Source organism: Thalassotalea agariperforans (assembly GCF_053470345.1).
Genome location: NZ_JBQMWH010000009.1, coordinates 40,193 through 56,871, shown reverse-complemented (window position 1 = coordinate 56,871; position 16,679 = coordinate 40,193). Strand labels below are relative to the sequence as shown.

Below are 16,679 nucleotides of genomic sequence, written 5' to 3'. Positions count from 1 at the left end.
TTTTTCTCACCTAAAGGTGCCATTACTTTATTAGCTTTGTCGTTTTTAATATATACAAGAACCAATATTTTCTATAAGATTAGCATGAATTTATAAGTAAATGGTAGCTTTTATATATGATAGATATTAACAATAACACTTTAATTAGAAAAGTAATTAAGGTTCATCCGGAAGATAATGTCGCTGTGGCTGTACAAGCATTAACGGCGAACAGCACTATCACCATTGACGATCAAGACATTTTAATTACAGAAGATATAAGCGCCGGCCACAAAATTGCCATCCGTTCACTTGCTATCGGTGACGATGTCATTAAGTATGGTTTTAGTATTGGTCAATGCACACAAGCTATCGCTATTGGTCAGCATATCCATAGCCATAACCTAAAAACGAAACTCGATGGTAGCGAACAATATCATTACAACGGTCAACCGACACCGCAGCCATCATTACCCGATCAGCCTTATTTTTCAGGTTTTCGTCGTAAAAATGGCAAAGTAGGCATTCGTAATGAATTATGGGTGATCAACACCGTTGGCTGTGTTAATCAATCCGCTAAAAGAATTTGTGATCTACTAAAAAGGCAACATCCGGAACTTGCCGATGACTTTATTGCTATCACACACCCTTATGGCTGCTCACAATTAGGTGATGACTTAATTAATACCCGCAAATTATTAACCGCGTTAATGCAAAACCCAAATGCTGGTGGCGTAGTGATTATTGGTTTAGGTTGTGAAAACAACCAACTTTCAACTTTATTAGCCAATGCCATTGGTTTAGATGAAGATAGAGTAAAATCATTTAATTCACAGCAAGTAGATAATGAAATTGAAACTGGGCTTGCCTTTGCCAATGATTTATTAGGCTTGATGGCGAAAGACGTACGAGAAAAAACACCGGTGTCAAAATTAACCTTAGGTATGAAATGTGGTGGTTCAGATGGTTTTAGCGGACTAACAGCTAATGCTGTTGTTGGTAGGATAACCGATAAACTAACCCAATACGGTGGCAGAGTTATTTTAACTGAAACCCCAGAGATGTTTGGTGCAGAGCAAGTACTGATGGATCGCGCCCAAACTCAAGGGCATTTTGACCAAATAGTAAATCTTGTTACTGACTTTAAAGATTATTTCATAAAAAATAATCAACCAATCTACGAAAATCCATCACCTGGTAATAAAGCAGGCGGTTTAACCACGTTAGAAGAAAAAAGTTTAGGGGCCATTCAAAAAGGTGGGCAAGCGATCATTAATGAAGTTATCGATTATGGTGAGCAAGCAAGCACGGGTAAAGGCTTAACTTTATTGCAAGCACCTGGTAACGATGCCGTATCTTCTACCGCTTTAGCTGCTGCTGGCGCCAACATGGTACTTTTTACAACAGGTCGAGGCACACCGTTAGGGTTTCCTGTACCAACAGTTAAAATTTCATCAAACAGTGATCTGGCTAGCCGTAAAAAACATTGGATTGATTTTAACGCTGGCCAAATTTTAGATGGCGGTGTTGATATTGACGAATGTGCGGATAAATTATTTGATTATATTTTAGCGGTTGCTTCTGGTGAAAAAACAAATAATGAATTAAACGATAACCGAGAAATCGCTATCTGGAAAACCGGCGTTACTTTATAAAAGTAATAGCAATCCGTATAAAGTTCAACATACAGTAAGTCAAGGTGAATGAAAAAAGGGCAATAACACTAAATGTGTTATTGCCCTTTTGCTAACTGAACAACAATTTTTGAAAATTAATCTTGATTAATGGTATGTCCTGACGGCCATGTGCAGTCAATATTTTTAAATAAAGCGAGGAGTTCTTCTACTAACGCTTGATCGGGCTTTTTCTCTGCCCATTTAACATTTTTTTCAATATTTAGCGGGTTTGCTGTTCCCACTAAAGTAGAAACAATCGAAGGATGATTAATAGCAAACTGCAAAGCAATTTCAGTAACATCAACACCATGTGCTTGACAAAGTGCTACCGCTTTTTGGCTAGCCGCTAAAAGCTCTTTATTACCGGGATGCCAACTTGGCGCGCCACGCTCTGTTAATAAGCCCATACCTGTTGGCGAAGCGTTAATAATGCCAACCCCTTTTGCATCTAAACTCGGTATCAATTTAGTTAATGACGTATCATGTAGCGCATATCGACAATAAGTAAGAATACAATCAATATCAAACTGGTTTATGGTTTCTTCAAATATTTTTATTGGGTAACCTGTCACACCAAAATAGCGAATTTTCCCTTGTGCTTTAAGCGCTTGCAAACAAGGAATAGCTTCATTAAAAACCTGATTTAAATCACCAAATTCAATATCATGTAAATATAAAATATCCACACCATCAACCCCTAAGCGGGTTAAACTCTCTTCTAAACTCGCTTCAATACGCTTTGCCGAAAAATCAAAATCGGCAAAATCAGCACCGTATCGTCCCGCTTTAGTTGATAAGATATAACGGTCACGATTGACAGATTTTAATGCTTTACCTAGCACAGTTTCAGCAACCGTATCGCCATAATAAGGCGAAACATCAATATGATTAATCCCTAAATCTAAAGCTGTATGAACGGTGCGAATGCCTTCATTTTCACTAATGTTACGAAAAACACTGCCTAATGGTGATGCGCCATAACTAAGCTGTGAAAGTTTTAAATCTGTGTTTCCCAGTTGTTTGTACTGCATAATTAATTCCTACTTGTACCGATCATGTTAATCGATAAAACCTAGCTGCATTCAATCCAAAGATATCATCGAAAAATTCAGGATAATTATCCTGTACATATTCCGAGACGATTTTTTTTACTTGATGATATTGGGCGGCCAATAAACATACTGGCCAATCTGAACCAAAGATAATTCTTTCTGGACCAAAAGCATTAAATATAACGTCTAAATATCGATTAAATTGCGGCTGTTGCCAATGCTGATGATCCGCTTCTGTCACCATACCGGATACTTTGCAATAAACATGTGGAGAAGCCGCTAATTCAGTGATCTGTTGTTGCCATTGGGTGAAGTCTACACCGGTAGCAATATCGGGTTTTGCAATATGATCAAGTACTAACCTCATTTGAGGTAGGCGTTTTACCAACTCAATCGTTTGTGGTAATTGCTTTGCAAACACTAAGAGATCATAACAATAATCTTGCTCAGCAATAACATGTAAACCACGAATAAATTCATTTTTTAGCATAAACTCAGGGTCGGGTTCGCCTTGTAACACATGACGAAAACCGACTAGCTTTGAACTTGGCTTAAACGCTAATAATTGCTTGGCTAAATCTTCAGCTTGTAGATCAATCCAGCCAACAACACCTTTAATAATCTGATTTTCATCGGCCAGCGTTAACAACCAGTGAGTTTCTTCGATTGTTTGTCGAGCCTGAACGGCAACACAGCCATCAATACCATTTTCTAATAATATGGGTGCTAAGTGTTCAGGTAAAAAATCACGCTTGATCACCGCTTCATTTTCACCAATCCAATCATATTCTTCTGCAGAGTACAGCCAAAAATGTTGATGTGCGTCTATTTTCATTTTAGTCTAATTCAACTACCGCTTTGATAACGCCAGAGCTTGGCTTAACCCATTCTTCAAACGATGGAATTAAGTCATTGAACGAAGCTTTATGGGTCACAATTGGCTCAATGCGAACTTTGCCATTTTTCAAACAAGTAACAACATGCTCAAAATCTTCTAATGTTGCATTACGGCTGCCTAATAAAGTCGTTTCACGTTTATGAAATTCAGGATCATCAAAAGTAATACTTGCCTTAACAACACTAACAAAAACAATTTTGCCACCATGCGCTAAATTATAAACCGCTGATTCCATTGCTTTTACATTGCCGGTACAATCAATAATCACGGTTGGAAATTCACCATCAGTTAATTCTGCCAACTGTGCGTTAACATCGCCTAAAGCATCAATAGCACCATGCACACTATATTGTTCTTGGCAAAATTTACGCTTTTCGGGAAAAACTTCTGAGACAATCACTTTGGCACCAGCTTCTTGTGAAAATTGTAATGCTCCTAAACCAATAGGGCCTGCTCCCATGATCAATACGGTATCATTAGGTGTGATTTGAGCACGACGAACCGCATGAGCACCAATAGCTAAACATTCAATTACCGCCATTTCATTAAAGCTAAGCCCATCTGTTTTCACCACGGCTGATTCTGGTACACAAATATATTCACACATACCGCCGTCACGATGAACACCTAATACTTCAATATCAGTACAGCAATTAGGTTTACCATTGCGACAAGCAATGCATTCACCACAGCTTAAATAAGGAATAATATAAACTTGGCTACCTTTGCTTATTTGAACACCCGATCCGGTTTCTTCAATAATACCGGATAATTCATGGCCCAAAACACGTGGATATTGAAAGTATGGTTGATTACCTCCATAAGCATGAATGTCAGTACCACATATACCTATTGATTTAATTTTAACCAGTACTTCACCTGCTTTAGGTACCGGTTTATTTACTTCCATAGGTTCTAAAACCCCTGGTTTAACACATACTACTGTTTTCATATTATGCGCATACTCCATCATTCAAATTTAGATATCATTTTTCATATGCAAACAATAGTAACAGCTCAACCAAAACATTTCATCCATTTTTTGAATATGAACAAATGATTTTATATACGAGTTAGCGTTAACATTTTTTTGATAACTGATTACCAACCTAATATTTTACCTTAACTATTTGTTTTATAATTATAAAATATATTAAAACTAAAATTAAACCACTGTAAAAATTACGATAAGTCATTAAATAAAATATTTATTTGAACAAAATTTACCGTATAAATAACACAAGAAAATAATAAATTAGGCGTTAATATAATGAGACAAGTTAATATATAAACAGATAAGCATAAAAAAAGGAAAGAGCGCACTCTTTCCTTTTTATAGATCACATAAAAAGCGATTAACTTTTAAAATTTACGAACAAGACCATAAGACACAGCTTTCGAAATATCTTCAGCTGCTTGTTTAAGCTCAACCAATACTTGATCAACCGCCATAACTTCAGGAATACGCTGAATATACGGTACAGTTAACGTAGCTACTGCGTGATCGCCATCCATGATCGGATATGATAAATCAGTTACACCTTTAACAAAGGCACTTGGTGCTTTAAGGTAACCTTGTTTACTCACCTTTTTACATTCAGCTAAAAACGTATTGATATCTTCTTCACTGTGATGCTTTTCTAATAATTTGATCATCTTCTCTTTTTTATCCGCATTTTGATGAACAAACAAAATACGACCAGAAGCTGCATAACAAATTGGTCGTCTATAACCCACTCTCACAGAATAGGAAAGGTTACTCGGCGTTTCTGCACGTGCTATGACAACAATTTGCTCTTGAGATTCAACCGCAATGTGACAAGCCATACTGGTTTTTTCAGCCAACTCTCGCATGATCGGCTGTGAATATTCAAGAATGTCTTTTATTGGTTCATGCTCAGTACCCAGTTGTAATAACTTACGGGTTACTTGATAGCCATCAACATCAGCATACTTTTCAATATAACCTCGTTGTTCTAAAACCAATATCATGCGATAAATTTCAGCATTAGAACGCCCTAATTTTTCTGCGATAGCAGAAGTACTAATAGGAGTTGAATCTGCGGAAAGTAGCTCTAAAACATCCAACCCTTTTTCTAAAGCTGGCGCTGAATATTTTTTTGTTGGTTTTTCTGACATTTCATTAACCTTTAATCTGAATATTTAGAATTTAAATATAAATCGTATAATATGAAACAATTCTAATCAGATTCTGGAAAATGTCGATATAATTTTATACTTTTAAAAGTAAAACAATGATCCGTTAAAAGAATCGTTAAACATACGAAAAATGAGGTATATCTAAACAATCCATTTTACACTCTTTCTCTAATTACCCGCCAAAGCCAATATATTTATTTATTTTAGTGACAAACAAAGTTGAATAATTTTATATTTAATATATTATTTGCACATGTGATTTAATTAAAGCCAGATAAAATGAAAAGATATATCTTACTAACATGGTTAGCCGTCACGCAGCTCTCAGGTTGTATAACAAATACAGCAATACAAAGTGATGAAAAATCTAAAACAACAAAACAATATAATATATTATATATTATGACAGACGATCATGCTGCCCAAGCTATTGGTACTTACGGTGGTCGTTTAGCCAAATTAAACCCAACCCCAAATTTAGATAAATTAGCCAGTGAAGGTATGGTATTTGATAACACCTTTGTTACGAATTCTATTTGTAGTCCAAGTCGTGCAACCATACTTACCGGTCAATACAGCCAAACTAACGGTGTCCAAGATCTAAAAGGTGGAATTGCCGAAGAAAAGCAGTTTTTACCAAAAGAAATGAAAAAAGCAGGCTACGAAACAGCACTGGTTGGTAAATGGCATTTAAAGCATGAACCTAGTGCATTTGATTATTATCAAGTTTTACCAGGTCAAGGCAAATACCATAACCCAGAATTTAGGTTAAGAGGTGATCAAACTTGGCCTAAAACCACAAAAAATTATACTGGCCATTCTTCAGATGTGATCACCGACATATCAATTGATTGGTTAAAAAATAGAAAATCAGATAAACCGTTTTTTTTAATGCATCAATTTAAAGCGCCACATGACTACTTTGAATATGCTGAACGTTATAATAACTACCTAGAAGATGCGACAATTCCTGAACCTGTTGATTTATACGGTATTAAGGACACTTTTGGTTCTCCTGCCACTCGTGGCCATAACGATGAGTTAATTAGAGAGATTGGCACATCGATTTCAAAACGTAACCCACGTCGCAATTATGGCCAACACTATAAAATTGATCCAAACCTTTCAGACAAAGAATACACCCGCCAAGCATACCAGGCATACGTTAAAGGTTACCTAAGATGTATCAAAGGAGTTGATGATAACATTGCTCGTCTTATTCAAACCCTAAAAGAGCAAGGTTTGTATGAAAACACCATTATCGTTTACACCTCTGATCAAGGCATGATGTTAGGTGAGCATGATTATCAAGACAAACGTTGGATCTGGGATGAATCCATTCAAATGCCATTTATTGTTAGACATCCTGGTATCGATAACGCAGGACAACGCAGCGATTTATTAGTTAATAACACCGACTTCGCACCTTTTCTACTCGATTTAATTGGTCAGGAAACGCCTGAATATATGCAAGGCCGTAGTTTTAAAGCAGCACTTAGTGGTCAAGAGCCTGAGAATTGGCGCACCGCAACTCTTTATAGATACTGGACTCACCGTATGTATCATGACGTGCCTGCGCATACGGGCTTACGTACCAAAGACTATAAATTAATTTTCTTTTATGGTGATAATTATCGTGAAACCCCGTTTACTTTTTACGATCAAAAGTGGTTAGCAGCAACAGGAAAAGAGCCTAATAAAGTTGCCACGCCAGCGGGTTGGGAATTATATGATTTAAGAAATGATCCCAATGAACTAAATAATATTTATCATGATATTCGTTATCAGCATGTCATTCGCGAATTAAAAGCCGAGCTAAAAAAACAGCGCGAAGCCTACAACGAAACCGATAAAAACTACCCTAGAATGCAGGAAATTATTGATAACAACTGGGATAGTTAATTTAATACCAGCTTAAACAGCCTACTTTAAAAGGAAGTAAAGTAGGCTAGTATCAATTTCTTGTTCGAATACCTACCAAATCTTCTCCCTATTTAAACCATTTTTTCTTTTACTGAATAAGTTCTTTTTAAACATTGCACATAAACGCTCTATATTCTAAACGCAGCTAACATTTATGTTGTGATCTCTATTGCTCACTCGAAAAAAAATAAAAATATATAATTTATTAATAAATCCCACTGATTTAACAAGTTTACAGTATAAATTTCAAACAACTTTATATTGCTAAGCCATATACCACGTCATATCTACCCACTTATAAAACATTTTTGAATGATAAAAGAATACCTGCAATCAAATTATTCAATATTAAAATGAACAATGTTTTTTGAACATTGTTAACAATATTTCATTGACAAAGTATTAACTATGGGGCTACATTGATATAACTGGTTAAATGAAATTAGTATTTTGTTGACCATTGACTAAAATGAATTATGAAATAATCTATAGGGGATACAATAGTGAACACAAGTAAGAAGTTTAAACTTAATACTGTTTGCTTGGCTGTTTTTGCCGTGTTAGGTACCAATACCTACGCGCAAGATGCGGTGCAAAATAACAATAAAGATAAAGAGCAAGAAGAAATTGAAGTTATTGAGGTTACCGGTTTACGTGGTAGCTTAATAAAGTCGTTAAACGACAAACGATTTTCTTCTAACGTTGTTGATACCATTAATGCTGAGGATGTAGGTAAAAGTACCGACCAAAACATTGCCGATGCGCTAGGCCGAATTACTGGTGTTTCTATTGTACAAAACCAAGGTGAAGGTTCACAAATTACTATTCGTGGTGCCACTTCACAACAAAATAATATCACGTTGAATGGCCAGCAATTAGCCACCACAGATTTCAGCCAAGCGGTTGATTTAAGCTCATTTTCTGCCGATGCTTTATCACGTTTAGAAGTGGTAAAAACACCAAGTGCTGATCATGATGAAGGCTCTTTAGGTGGTAGTGTTAACTTAGTAACCATCAAACCGTTAAACCGTGTTGATAAAGATCCTATTCGCTCTCTTGAAGTACAAGGGCGTTATAATGATTTTTCTGAAAAAACGGACAGTAAAGTTCAATTAACTTTTACTGAAACTTTTTTAGATGAAACCTTAGGTTTAGCGGTTTCTGCTTATAAAGATTCAAACTCTACTCGTCGTGATCAATATCGTGTTGGTAATTATATTGAGTCAATCTCTTACCGAAATGCTACAGATCAAGACGGCAATGTGATCAGTGATGTTATTGGTATTAAACACGGCGATACTTCATATTCACTTCATCAAGATGAATCAGAAAGAACAGGCATCACCTTAGGTTTACAATGGATGCCTACAGATGCAACTGAAGTAACTTACGATCTTACTTATAGTAAACAAGATCGTCATAGAACGTTTGATGAAATTAAAACCCGTAACACGGTTTCCCCAGGTTTAGTTGAAGGTGAAAGAAACGTTACTAACTACGCAACAGATGAGTATGTATCAACATTTACTGACCCGTTTGAAGAATGGTTTGTTATTGATACTGATACCAAAACAGTATTAAAAGATACCAGTCGTTTTGGTGCTGGTGATATTAGCCGTTCAAATAATGAAAACGAAGAAACTAACCTAAGTACCACTTTAAAAATTGATCATTATATTACTGACGATTTACAAGTTGCTGTTTCATTAGGTCACTCAAAAAGTGAAAGCCAAAGTGGGCCAAATAATGCCTACACTAACATGCAAAACTTCCAACAAGTACCTGGCCCGTTATTATTTACAGCTGGTCAAGATATTATCCCAACAGGTTATGACTGTACGTCAGGCCATTGTAAAATGGTGGCAGGTAATACCTTTGCTGACTTAGGTGAAAATATCTTCGCTTATACTGATGAAGAAGGTGTAGCACGCTCTCAATGGTATGATAATACTAATGTATTAACCGGTTTTAACCCTGCCGATTTAGATACTTTCCACTTAGGTTTTATCTCACAACAAGATGTAACCGTTGAAGATACTATTAATAATGCACAAGTTGATTTTGATTGGTCGGTAGAATTAGGACCAATTACCAAATTTGAATTTGGCGCAAAATTAAGTCAACGTGAAAAATTTGTTGATAACCAAAATTATCAATTTACCTCAACATCACAAACCATTGTATTAGAAGATCCGGTCACTGGCTCGTTAACCGTTATTGATAACGGTGACATTTCAGGTATTCGTGCTAGTTTAATCGCAAGACCAGAAGGTTTAGGCGTTGATGATTTTATGGATAGCCTTGGTTTTGCACAAGATCATATCACCACAGGTTTAAGACCTATTGATGTAAGAAGTGCACTAAGTTTAATTCATGGTAATGAAAATGTTGTTCCTGATATCAACGACACAGAAACACGTTCAACAGAGTTAGATACAAAAGCAGTATATTTTAAAACTAATTTTGAGTTTTTTGATGGTAAGTTAACTGGTGATATTGGTGTACGTTATGTAGAAACCGAAGTTGAAACACAAGGTTCTGCAGGTGCCCAATGGTGGAGCCATACTGGCACTAACTTAGCTCGAGAATTTAGTTATACTAAGTTACAAGAGTTACGTGACTTTAGCTTGCCTGCATGTCCGATTCCAGATCCAAGTGATAACGGTTACGCGAAAAAATTCGGCCGTGTTGATGGTTTAGGTTGGGATACTTCTGCAGGTCCAGATCCAAGTGGTTGGACACGTATTCCTGATGCAGGTCCTTGTCATGATCCTGATTATGCCAACTGGTTTGATGTTGTATCAGCCGATCCTAGTGCTCAAGAATACCCTGCAGGTCATCCACGTGAAGGACAGGATTTTAATGCCCCCTCATGGGCATCAATGTGGCGATATGCCGATATCAGTGGTACACATTACAATGAATTTGGTGATCCAAGCTTAACCTCAGCACCAATTACTTGGGATGGTTCAACACCAGCGGCAAATGATACTGTCGGTTTCGCTGCTGATTCTATTACCAGTAACCGTGTGTCAGCATATTCAGCGTCAGGTAGTAATAAATATACCAACGTTTTACCAAGCCTTAACTTAAACTATGCCTTTAGTGATGAATTAATCGGTCGTTTTGCGGTTTCTAAAACTATGACTCGTCCAGAAATTGATCAATTAAGACCTGGTTTTTCTTTAAACCAAGGTGCGTATTGGTCAGGTGAAGATTCAAATGTTGGAAGTAGCATTACTCAATTTAATACTAAGTTAAAGCCATTAGAGTCTAAAAACTTAGATATTTCATTAGAATGGTACTTTAACCCTACTTCAATGCTAAGTGTTGCTTTATACCAAAAAGACATGAGTAATTTTGCCGATACAGAATCTTTTAGAAGTTACATTCGTGACTTTAGAAATGATGAAGTAGTTAATGCTGATACTATTTATCTTGATGGTAGTGACTTATCTGAATGTCTCAGCATGTCTGCAACCGCGGATTACCCATTTAACTTGAATTTTGCTCCTACGTTAAGTGATGATCGCAAGTTACTTTGTGACGAATACAACGTTGCAAAATATATTAATGGTGATGGTGCAACCATTACAGGCCTTGAGCTTGGTTACTCACAAACTTATGACTTCTTACCAGGATTTTTAAGTGGTTTAGGGGTGTCAGCAAACTATACCTATCAAGATAGTAAATACGATGCGCAACTATCTGAAACTACAGGGTTAGCTTTACCTGAATATCCAGTAGCAGATACGCCAGAGCACTCTTATAACTTCACAACGTTCTGGGAGCAAGACGGCCATCAAATTCGTTTAAGTTACCGTGGTTCATCAGATTCATTAGTTGGTAGAGACTGGAATACTGGTTTAAATGGTAGACAATGGAATAGTGGTAGTATTTGGAACGAAGGTCGAGATTCTCTCGATTTAGCAGCCACTTATAAAGTTAATGACAATGTCAGTATCAGTTTGCAAGCTGTTAACTTAACTGATGCGGCCTTTAGAACATATTTCACAAGTAGAACCTTAATGGTTGATCGCGTTGCTGCGGATAACGACCTTGGCTACACCTACGAAGCATATGATGAAGGTAATCCACTTGATGGTGGAGTAACCAAGTCACGTACTTATACTAAGTTTAAAGTAGGTACAACATTCCGTTTAGGTGTTCGCGTTAACTTTTAATATTAATTAAATCAAGTGTGTTTTTTGTAATAAGGACACACTTGGTTAAATAAAATGGTAAATTACTATGAAAATTATAAAAAAATCTTTACTAGTTGCTGCAATGGCAACAGCACTAACCGGCTGTGACGATGATTCGTTCACACCAAAAGAAAAAACGTCAAATGCAACGCCTGTTGTTGCTGGCAATATTGAAGTAACAATACATGAAAAAGATGCTATTAAATTTGTTTATTTATTAGGTACAGCTTCTGGTGCTAAATCAGGTGAAGGCGTTGCTACCGATGCCGATGGTGACTTTTTATCGGTTAAAAATTTAACAGCAAATGCAGAAGATACAACAGGTTTTGAACTAGAAGGTAATACTATGTTATTACGCCCTTCTGCCTTAGTTGATTCTTTAGATTCAGGTGACACACACACGGTTGTTTTTACTTATGACATTTCAGATGGTGATGCCAGCGTGCAACGCACAGCAACATTCAATGTGATTGGTGAAGATTTTGAACCTGTTGTTAATGGCAATCTTGTTGGTAATTATACTAAAGATGCCGGCACTGCCGTATTAAATTTATTAACTAATGTTACAGACCCTGATGATGAACCATTAACGGCTGGTAACCTAGTTGCTGATAATGCTAACCCGTTTGTTATTCCATCAACTATTAACGCCAATAATGAACTTGAGTTAGATATCGCGAGCATTGCTAGCCAGATTCCTGATGGTGAAAAAGTAACGTTTAATTATACATACGACGTAAGCGATCATAGATTTGCTGTTGCTCGCAATCTCACCATTAATGTTCTAGGTGTTAAAGATATTCCAGGCGCACCATTAATCGGTAGTTACTTCTTAAACGATGAATTATCTGAAACAGATAACTCAAAGACTTATGATTTAATTCAAGATGTTATTGATCGTGAAGGCGATGATATCAACGTTAAAAACATTAAAATGAACGGTGTTGATGGCTTAAAATACGGTGCAAAACTTGACGGTAATACGTTAACCTTTAGCCCTAATGCATTTTTAACTGATATTGCACCTGGTTCAAATAAATCCTATGAGTTTACTTACCAAATTGAAGATACAAATGGTAATACGTCTGACGGTGAACGTGCACTAACAATTGTTGTTAACGGTGTTGAATCTAATATATTAGCAAATAAAGGCGCTTCAGTTACTTTTGAAAGCGATGCGTTAGCTTCAATACCAACTAGTTGGAGTACTTTCGGCTGGGAAGGTGGTGGTGATCCTGAAGTATCAACTGATGCTGCACACTCTGGTAATAATGGCGTACTACTTAAGCCTGGTGTTGGTATGATAGTGGATTGGTCTGCACAAATGGATCGTATTTATTATTATGCTGCTTGGTCTAAAACGGTTGCTGCAAATGGCAATGCCAATTTCCCTGTTCATATAAATGCCTACGGTAAAGGCGATGCAGGCCGTGCTTGGTGGTTTGGTGGTAACAGACAATGGGTTGCTGACACTACTGTTTGGGCTGAAACAGCTACAGTATTTAATACATTTTCTTTTGGCTGGCCAATTTATCCAGACGCATCTTTCCAAGTTTATAACGGTCCTTCTGCAAGTCATTCAACGGTTGCAGCTCATGTTGATGATATCCGTATTGTTGATATAACAGACTTTGATGGATACTCAAACAATATGTTAGCTATGTATGCTGATTCATTTGAAGATGGTGTAGTACCAGCTAACAATGGCGTTGGTACTATTGCAGTAACGGATACAGCAACAGATGTAACAGAAGGCACTTATGCCTTAACCGTAGATACTACAGGAAATGCTTCATCATCGGATGTTTTATTACCTGTGCAAGCTGGTGCGGTGAAAGCGGGTGGTCGTTATATGTTACAACTTGATATTCACCCAACCAATGCTCCTGAAGGTGCGGCTACTAACTTTGAAGTTAAACTAGAAACAGCTTCGGGTTCAGTGCATAACTTTTATGCAAGCACTTGGGGTAACGCTGCTAATGAGGCTGTACGCGTGATGCTAAACACTGATAGCGCTTCAGGTACGCCTGATTGGGAAAATGAAGATGTTACCGTACGTATTAGTTTTACAGTAGCAGGTATCTTATATCATGTTGATAATGTAACATTATTTGCAATTCCATAAATTGTAAGTAGTCTATATTGTTATTGTAAAGGCCTGTCTTTTGATGGGCCTTTTTGTTCATAAATACTTAATTGGAGATGAACATTTTGACAAATAATATTGTAAAATCCATAGTCATTGTAGGTGGCGGTAGCGCCGGTTGGATAACCGCAGGTGTTTTAGCTTCGCGTTTTCAAGGTCGAATTAAAAATAGTGAGTTGCAAATAACCTTATGTGAGTCACCCAACATTCCAACGGTTGGTGTTGGTGAAGGTACATGGCCAACTATGGTGTCAACGTTAAAAAATATGGGGATTTCAGAATCTGATTTTATTAAAGAATGTGAGGTTTCTTTTAAACAAGGCTCAAAATTTGTTGGCTGGGATAATGATCAAGGTAACGGCTTTTATTATCACCCTTTTGACGACCTTCAACATTCAGTCGATGGCGTATTTGCTGAATACTGGTTAGATCAACTAAAAAGCCAGCAAGAAAACCAAGTACCTAACCAAACAATGTCTTTTGCTAAACAATTTTCGGTACAACATGATATTTGTGAAAATGCATTAGCCCCTAAATCAATCACCGATGCTGAATATAGCTCTGCAACTAATTATGGCTATCATTTAAATGCAGGATTGTTTTCAAGCTTTTTACAAAAACACTGCATTGAAAAACTTGGGGTTAACCATGTTTTAGCTGAAGTTAATCACATTCAGCAAAATGCCCAAGGCGATATTACTCAGTTAGAGCTCGACAATAAAACAACTCTACAAGGTGATTTATTTATCGATTGTACCGGCTTTAGATCATTACTGCTTGGCCAAACCCTTGGCGTCAAACTCAAACCAGTAAATGATATTTTATTTGCCGATACGGCACTCGCCACCCAAGTGCAATATAACGATGACAATGCCCCTATTGTTTCTTGCACTAAATCAACAGCACAAGATGCTGGTTGGATTTGGGATATTGGCTTACCTACCCGCCGAGGTGTAGGTCATGTTTTTTCAAGCAAACATACCACGAAAGAAAAAGCACAAGATGACTTATTAACTTATATAAAATCTACCGGCGGCAATACTGACAACTTAACTATTCGAGAAATTAATTTTCAATCAGGTTATCGGGAAAAATTTTGGCAAAATAATTGTGTCGCTGTAGGCTTGTCGGCTGGATTTTTAGAGCCGTTAGAAGCATCCGCCCTAGTATTAGTTGAATTATCAGCCATGATGATAGCTGAACAGTTACCTTTAACCTCTGAGGTAATGGACATTTCAGCACAACGATTTAATGATAAATTTCATTACCGTTGGGAAAGAGCTATCGACTTTCTTAAACTACACTATGTCTTAAGTAATAGAACCTCTCCATTTTGGCTTGATAATAAAAAACCAGAAACGATCCCCGAGCGCTTGCAAGGCTTATTAAAGCTTTGGCAACATAAAATTCCCAATGGTCATGATTTTGAAGCCACAGGTGAACTTTTCCAAGCAACGAGTTATCAATTTGTTTTATACGGTAGCCAATTTCGTACACTACCATTATTTGAACTTGAACCCTATATTAAGAACTACGTTGCCGAACACGTTTCGCAAAAAAATAACCGAGAACAACAATTATTGTCTTCGTTACCAACAAATAGAGACTTACTTAATAAAATTCATAAATATGGTCTTTCTAAGATTTAATTAAAGAGAATACTATGACAACCAATACCATTGAACTACTTGATCCTGCACGCCATAAACATTTAAAAATTGACACTTCATTAGTTGATGTGCCTGATAACCAGATGAATAGCGCTACAGTCATGGTAGGGGAATTAGCTAGACTTATGCACGAATACCCTGTTTTTATAACTAAAAATCCGAATACAGGGCAATTTTTATTAAGTGCTTTATTAGGTATAGAATCAGGCGAAAATTTATATATTCAAAATAACGTCTGGCAAGCGCGATACTTACCGCTTGATATTTTACGACGCCCTTTTCAAGCCATGCTAGCTGAGGAAGGTAATTTTTCAGGCGGACGTATTGCCCTTGATGTCGCCAGCCCAATGGTTCAAGAAAATAAAGGGGAGCCTCTGTTTGACTCTCTTGGCCAACCAAGCCCTTATTTAGAACGTATTCAGCAGACCTTTGGCCAGCTGATGGGCAATATGGAAAAAACCAACGAGGTTTTAAATCAATTATATAAATTCGAGTTATTAGAATCTATTTCTCTGAAACTTGATTTAGGCGGTGATGAACCCGTTAGCATGAAGGGCTTATATGCCATCAACAGAGAAAAATTAGCTCAATTACAAGGTGAAGATCTCGAAACTTGTCACCGTGAAGGGTTATTAGAAGTTTGCCATTTGATTATAAATTCCGGTGTTCATGTCGAAAAGTTAATCCGCTGGTCACAAGAAAAATAGCCTTTGATTTAGATAGCGACTGCTAACAACATCAACAATCATAGTAAGTTTTTTAGCTCTAAAAGCATTATTATCATACGAGTAGAGTAACAAAATAACGACTTATTAAGTCTAAATAACAGTAGTTATATTGACGGTGCTTTGAATTCATCGTCAATATAACTAATACCAAACACTCTAATTTATACCTCTTTATTTTCATTTCAGCGTTATCCAAATACTATACATAAACAAAATATTTACTTTTTATTGTTAACAATATA

The 16,679-nt window shown here is 36.8% G+C and carries 10 protein-coding genes; 6 read left to right on the top strand and 4 right to left on the bottom strand.

Annotated features, from left to right (window positions below; all coding sequences use genetic code 11):
• Positions 1–116 precede the first annotated feature (116 nt).
• Positions 117–1,634, top strand: a complete 1,518-nt coding sequence (locus tag ACSLUO_RS12390; protein WP_448248868.1) for a UxaA family hydrolase — start codon at positions 117–119, stop codon at positions 1,632–1,634.
• A gap of 116 nt (positions 1,635–1,750) precedes the next feature.
• Here the strand turns inward: ACSLUO_RS12390 and ACSLUO_RS12385 are convergent, their stop codons facing one another.
• The 4 genes from ACSLUO_RS12385 to ACSLUO_RS12370 form a co-directional block, all read right to left on the bottom strand.
• On the bottom strand, positions 1,751–2,686 hold the full coding sequence (locus ACSLUO_RS12385) for an aldo/keto reductase (RefSeq protein WP_448248867.1): 936 nt from the start codon (positions 2,684–2,686) through the stop codon (positions 1,751–1,753).
• A gap of 22 nt (positions 2,687–2,708) precedes the next feature.
• Complete coding sequence (locus ACSLUO_RS12380; protein ID WP_448248865.1) at positions 2,709–3,542, bottom strand: amidohydrolase family protein; 834 nt, start codon at positions 3,540–3,542, stop codon at positions 2,709–2,711.
• Between the two features lies 1 nt (position 3,543).
• The gene (locus ACSLUO_RS12375) at positions 3,544–4,557 is read right to left on the bottom strand and encodes a zinc-binding alcohol dehydrogenase family protein (RefSeq protein WP_448248864.1); all 1,014 of its coding nucleotides are present in this window, start codon (positions 4,555–4,557) and stop codon (positions 3,544–3,546) included.
• Between the two features lie 410 nt (positions 4,558–4,967).
• Complete coding sequence (locus ACSLUO_RS12370) at positions 4,968–5,744, bottom strand: IclR family transcriptional regulator (protein ID WP_448248863.1); 777 nt, start codon at positions 5,742–5,744, stop codon at positions 4,968–4,970.
• Positions 5,745–6,044: 300 nt separating this feature from the next.
• On the opposite strand from ACSLUO_RS12370, the gene ACSLUO_RS12365 reads away from it, so the two are divergent.
• The 5 genes from ACSLUO_RS12365 to ACSLUO_RS12345 all read left to right on the top strand — a co-directional run bounded on the left by ACSLUO_RS12365 (position 6,045) and on the right by ACSLUO_RS12345 (position 16,416).
• Positions 6,045–7,667, top strand: a complete 1,623-nt coding sequence (locus tag ACSLUO_RS12365; RefSeq protein ID WP_448248861.1) for a sulfatase family protein — start codon at positions 6,045–6,047, stop codon at positions 7,665–7,667.
• A 524-nt stretch (positions 7,668–8,191) separates the two neighbouring features.
• Positions 8,192–11,872: a TonB-dependent receptor domain-containing protein gene (locus ACSLUO_RS12360; protein ID WP_448248860.1), complete on the top strand. Its 3,681-nt coding sequence runs from the start codon at positions 8,192–8,194 to the stop codon at positions 11,870–11,872.
• 67 nt (positions 11,873–11,939) lie between these two features.
• Positions 11,940–14,018, top strand: a complete 2,079-nt coding sequence (locus ACSLUO_RS12355) for an Ig-like domain-containing protein (RefSeq protein ID WP_448248859.1) — start codon at positions 11,940–11,942, stop codon at positions 14,016–14,018.
• Between the two features lie 77 nt (positions 14,019–14,095).
• The gene (locus tag ACSLUO_RS12350) at positions 14,096–15,688 is read left to right on the top strand and encodes a tryptophan halogenase family protein (protein WP_448248857.1); all 1,593 of its coding nucleotides are present in this window, start codon (positions 14,096–14,098) and stop codon (positions 15,686–15,688) included.
• A 14-nt stretch (positions 15,689–15,702) separates the two neighbouring features.
• A complete protein-coding gene (locus ACSLUO_RS12345; protein ID WP_448248855.1) occupies positions 15,703–16,416 on the top strand; it encodes a SapC family protein in 714 nt (237 codons plus the stop codon).
• Positions 16,417–16,679 lie beyond the last annotated feature (263 nt).